Origin of the sequence: Brooklawnia sp. (genome assembly GCF_049651565.1) — a bacterium.
Classification (GTDB): Bacteria; Actinomycetota; Actinomycetes; order Propionibacteriales; family Propionibacteriaceae; genus Brooklawnia.
The window spans coordinates 1-4816 of record NZ_JBASCI010000051.1; the positions used below are offsets into that span (position 1 = coordinate 1).

5 protein-coding genes are annotated in these 4816 nt (G+C 65.5%); 4 read left to right on the plus strand and 1 reads right to left on the minus strand.

What is annotated here, in order from left to right; all coding sequences use genetic code 11:
• Positions 1–309 precede the first annotated feature (309 nt).
• Positions 310–777: a GatB/YqeY domain-containing protein gene (locus tag WBL05_RS02510; protein WP_424223519.1), complete on the minus strand. Its 468-nt coding sequence runs from the start codon at positions 775–777 to the stop codon at positions 310–312.
• A gap of 145 nt (positions 778–922) precedes the next feature.
• Here WBL05_RS02510 and prfB point away from each other — a divergent pair, with 145 nt between their 5' ends.
• The 4 genes from prfB to WBL05_RS02530 all read left to right on the plus strand — a co-directional run.
• Complete coding sequence (gene prfB / locus WBL05_RS02515; RefSeq protein WP_424223521.1) at positions 923–2035, plus strand: peptide chain release factor 2; 1113 nt, start codon at positions 923–925, stop codon at positions 2033–2035.
• A gap of 325 nt (positions 2036–2360) precedes the next feature.
• Positions 2361–3047, plus strand: coding sequence for a cell division ATP-binding protein FtsE (gene ftsE, locus WBL05_RS02520; protein WP_424223522.1), 687 nt, complete (start codon positions 2361–2363; stop codon positions 3045–3047).
• 30 nt (positions 3048–3077) lie between these two features.
• Complete coding sequence (gene ftsX / locus WBL05_RS02525) at positions 3078–3992, plus strand: permease-like cell division protein FtsX (protein ID WP_424223524.1); 915 nt, start codon at positions 3078–3080, stop codon at positions 3990–3992.
• Positions 3993–4002: 10 nt separating this feature from the next.
• Positions 4003–4816: hypothetical protein (locus WBL05_RS02530; protein WP_424223526.1), on the plus strand; the 814-nt coding region annotated here is incomplete at its 3' end.

Consider the following 4816-nt stretch of genomic DNA (forward strand, 5'->3'; position numbering starts at 1 on the left):
ACAAGCCCGACACGACAAATCGTGTGCCCACCGTTTTCAGCCGTCCCGGGACCCCCGAAACCCTGTGACAAGCATCAATGCTCGCTCAGACCCGCCCGAATGCCCACCAACTGCGGAACTCGGGTTCAAGGGCGCCACTATTTGCGGCTGCGGAGGATCTGGCAGGGTACTCGCTGACCAGGGCTCCGCATTGTTGGGATGGTGGGTACTCGCTGAACGGGGCTCCGCGTCGTCGGGATGGTGGGTTCTCGGCTCGGCTCGTCACGGTTGGGGCAGCCAGCCCACTCAAGGCGCGTGAGGCCCCGCGCTTCAGCCGAGCCGCTGCCTGACCAGTCCGGCCACCGTCTTGCCGTCCGCGCGTCCAACCACCTGCTCGTTGACGGCCCGGACGATCGCGCCCATCTGCTTCATCGTTGGCTTCGCGCCCAACTCAGCCTCGGCCAGGGCCACCTGCCGGTCGACGATGACCACCAGTTCGTCCTCGCTGAGCGGCTGCGGCAGGTAGCTGGCCAGGAACTCGGCCTCGGCGGCCTCCTTCTCGGCCAGCTCGGGGCGACCGGCATCGGCGTAGGTCTGCGCCGACTCTGCCCGGCTGCGCTGCTCCTTGGTGAGCACCGCGACCTCCTCGGTCTCGGACAGCTGGCGCGCTTCGTCGCCGGCCACCTCGGCGTACTGGATCGCGCCCAGCGCCATCCGGATCGTCGACTTGGCGAATTCGTCCCGGGCCTTCATGGCTGCGGTCAGGTCGGCCCGTAGCCGGTCCTTGATTGCTCCCATCTGCCTGCTCCTTCCGCGCCTGCTGGGCGCATCGTCCATTCTCGCACGCCGGACGCCGCACCCTCCCGACCGGTGGCGCTCGACCCCGGCGGCCCGGCGTACCGGCGGTGGTGGACTCCACACCCAGAAGGTAGACTCCAAAGTTGTGGCACTTTCAGACCTCTCCGACACCATTGCAGACCTCAACCGGACGCTAGGTTCCATCGAGGCAGTGGTCGACCCCGCCACCAAGAAGGCCGAGATCGTGAAGCTGGAGGAGGAGTCAGCCGCCCCCGACCTGTGGAGTGACCAGGCCAACGCCCAGCGGGTGACCAGCCGGCTCTCGCGGCTGCGCGCCGAGGTCGACCGCGTCGAGCAACTGCGACAGCGCCTCGACGACGTCAAGGTGTTGCTCGAACTGGCCATCGAGGAAAGCGACCCGGCGAGCCAGGCCGAGGTGCAGCACGAGCTCGAGGCGCTCCGCAGCCAGATCGAGGCCCTCGAGGTCCGCACCCTGCTGAGCGGAGAGTACGACGAGCGGGACGCGCTGATCACCATCCGTTCGGAGGCCGGGGGAGTGGACGCCGCCGACTTCGCGGCGATGTTGCTCCGGATGTACGAGCGCTGGGCCGAACGCCACGGCTACACCGTCGAGGTCTACGACATCAGCTATGCCGAGGAGGCCGGCATCAAGTCGGCCACCATGTCGATCAAGTCGCCGTACGCCTACGGGACGCTGTCGGTTGAGCAGGGCACCCACCGGCTGGTCCGGATCAGCCCATTCGACAACCAGGGCCGCCGACAGACCAGCTTCGCCGGTGTCGAGGTGCTGCCCGCGGTGGAGGAGACCGACCACATCGACATCCCGGAGTCCGACATCCGGGTGGATGTATTCCGCAGCTCCGGGCCGGGCGGGCAGTCGGTCAACACCACCGACTCCGCGGTGCGGATCACCCACCTGCCGACTGGGATCGTGGTCAGCTGCCAGAACGAGAAGAGCCAGATCCAGAACAAGGCTGCCGCGCTGCGCGTGCTGCAGTCGCGGTTGCTCGAGAAGGCGCGGCGCGACCGTGAGGCCGAGATGAACGCGCTGAAGTCCGATGGCAACTCTTGGGGTTCGCAGATGCGCAGCTACGTGCTGCACCCCTACCAGATGGTCAAGGACCTGCGGACCAACTGCGAAACCGGCAACATCGACGCGGTCTTCGATGGTGAGATCGACCCGTTCATCGAGGCCGGCATCAGGTGGCGCCGGCAGGAGGAGGCCACCGCGTCCTGAACGTGGCCGGCTGGCACCGACAGTTACCGGGCAGCAGTTGCCAGGGTTGCCATAACCGCTGAACAGGTGCGGCGTCCCACAGGCCCGCCTGAACCCCCTCGCGGCGCGGTGAAATGGTTGGGATCAACCTCCCCCTGCCCGCGTGGCGGTCCCGGCCAGGCTTGACGGTTCGCCTACACTCTTCGGAGGACTGAGAATTTCTCAGAAAGCTTCCCCGCGGTCGCGTCCCATCGCGTCGCTCGCCGGCCGACCACCGGCCAAAGCCTGCCGACCCGGTCGCTGGCGGGGATCCAGATAGCAGTAGGCGGACGAACAGGACGGTCACGTGATCACATTCGAGGACGTGTCGAAGATCTACGCGGGGCAGACCAAGCCTGCTCTTCGGCACATCAACCTCCAGATCGAGCGAGGTGAGTTCGTCTTCCTCGTCGGAACCTCCGGCTCGGGGAAGTCAACCTTCCTTCGCTTGATCCTGCGTGAGTACCGGCCGACCTCAGGCCGCATCTTCGTGCTCGGCAAGGAGTTGGGTCGACTGCACCAATGGAAGGTGCCGGCGTTGCGCCGCCAGATCGGAACAGTCTTCCAGGACTTCCGGCTGTTGCCCGGCAAGACCGTCTACGAGAACGTCTCGTTCGCCCTCCAGGTGTTGGGCCGCCCCACCTCCGAGATCCGCGAGTTGGTGCCTGAGACGATCGAGCTGGTGGGCCTGACCGGCAAGGAGGGTCGCCAACCCGAGGAACTGTCCGGCGGCGAGCAGCAGCGGGTGGCGATCGCCCGCGCGATCGTGAACCGCCCCAAGTTGCTGATCGCCGACGAACCGACCGGCAACCTCGATCCGCAGACCAGCGTCGGCATCATGAAGTTGCTCGACCGGATCAACAAGCGCGAGACCACCGTGATCATGGCAACTCATGATTCGACGATCGTCGACCAGATGCGCCGCCGGGTCATCGAACTTGACCAGGGCAACCTGGTCCGTGACCAGGCCAAGGGCGTCTACGGCACCGCCTGACCCGACCATTTCGAGGAGAGCATCAAACAAATGCGACACACTTTTCGCGAGACCTGGTCGGGTCTGAAGCGCAATGCGTCGATGACGATCGCGGTGATCGTCACAATGACTGTTTCGCTCACGCTGTTCGGCCTTTCGGTGATGACATTCCAGGAAGTCGACCGGGTCAAGGGACGCTGGTACGACAAGATCGAGATCTCGGTATTCCTGTGCACCAGGGATTCCGCGGGCACCAGCCAATCCGGCAACTGTGAACCAGGGCAGGACACCTCCGACGTGCAGCGCGAGAACATCCGAACGCGGCTGGAGCAGAACCCGGACGTCCATGAGGTCTTCTACGAATCGAAGCAGGAGGCCTACGAGGACTACCAGCGCACCTACGCCGATTCGCCGCTGCTCGACTCGCTGACGGTCGACCAGATGCAGGACTCCTTCCGGGTGAAGCTGAAGGATCCTGAGAACTACCAGGGTGTGGTCGCTGAGGCGTCCAGCCTACCGGGGGTGCAGAACGTCCTCGACCTGCACCAGGTGCTCGACCCGGTCTTCTCCGTACTCAACGGGCTGAAGTGGGGGACTATGGGGATGGCGGTGCTGCTGCTGGTCGCCGCCATGCTGCAGATCGGCAACACCATCCGGATGTCGGCGTTCACCAGGCGTCGCGAACTCGGAATCATGCGACTGGTTGGGGCGTCCAATGTCTACATCATGCTGCCGTTCCTGCTGGAGGCATTGTTCGCCGGGGTGGTCAGCACAATCCTCTCCGGCCTGGCAGTGCTTGGCTCGTACGAATTCCTGATCGAACGCAACGCTAAAGTCTCAATCAAAGCTTTACCCTGGATCACTTGGGGGGATGCCTGGATCGCGGTCGGTCTGGTTGCCATAGTCGCGGTTGTGCTGTCTATTGTGCCCACGTTGATCACCACGCGTAGATACCTACGCGTCTAGAACAAGGGACTTGAACGTGACTCGAGCCAACTCCAGCGTCGGATTCGGACACTCGCAGCACGGCGCCCGCCGCTCCTGGCGGCGCACGATTCCGGTCTTGTTGCTGATCGGGGTATTGGGGCAGCCGCTGATACCGGCCTCGGCGGACGAACTGGACGACCAGCAGTCATCACTGCGCGGCGACATCGCGCAGTCCGGCGAGGCCATCGCCGGCTTCAGTGCCCAACTGGACGCTGCAACCGCCGAGGTGGTCGCGTCCCGCGAGGCCCTCGCCGATGCGCAGGTGACGCTGGCGAAGGCCACCAGCGAACGGGACGCCGCCGCCGCCGAGGATGCCCTGCGGGCCTCCGAGCTGGCTGCCGCCGAGGACGCCCTGAGCGCTGCGAAGGCTGCGGTTGCCGATGGAACCGTCGCGGTGGAGGAGCAGAAGGCGAAGGCGGTAGCAGACCTGCGCACCAGCAACCAGCAGAACACCGCGCTGTTGTCGATCGGGATGCTGTTCATGGACAACCAGGATGCCGGCGACGTGAGCTCGCGCATCCAGTGGGCCTCGACGGTGTACAACGCCAACGCGGCCGAGATGAACCGGCTGACCCAGATGCAGCTGCAGTTGCAGAGCGACCAGACCACGATGGCGACGCTGGAGGACCAGGCAAGAGTTGCCCGCGAAGCGGCCGCCGCGCACCTGGCGATCACCCAGGCCGCCGAACGGGCAGCCGACGAGGCCGCTGCCAGGGTTGCCGAACTGGTATCAGCCAATGAGGCCGCCGAGGCCCGGGCGGCCGACCTGTTGGCCAACGAGCGCGCCAACCACGCCGCCATGC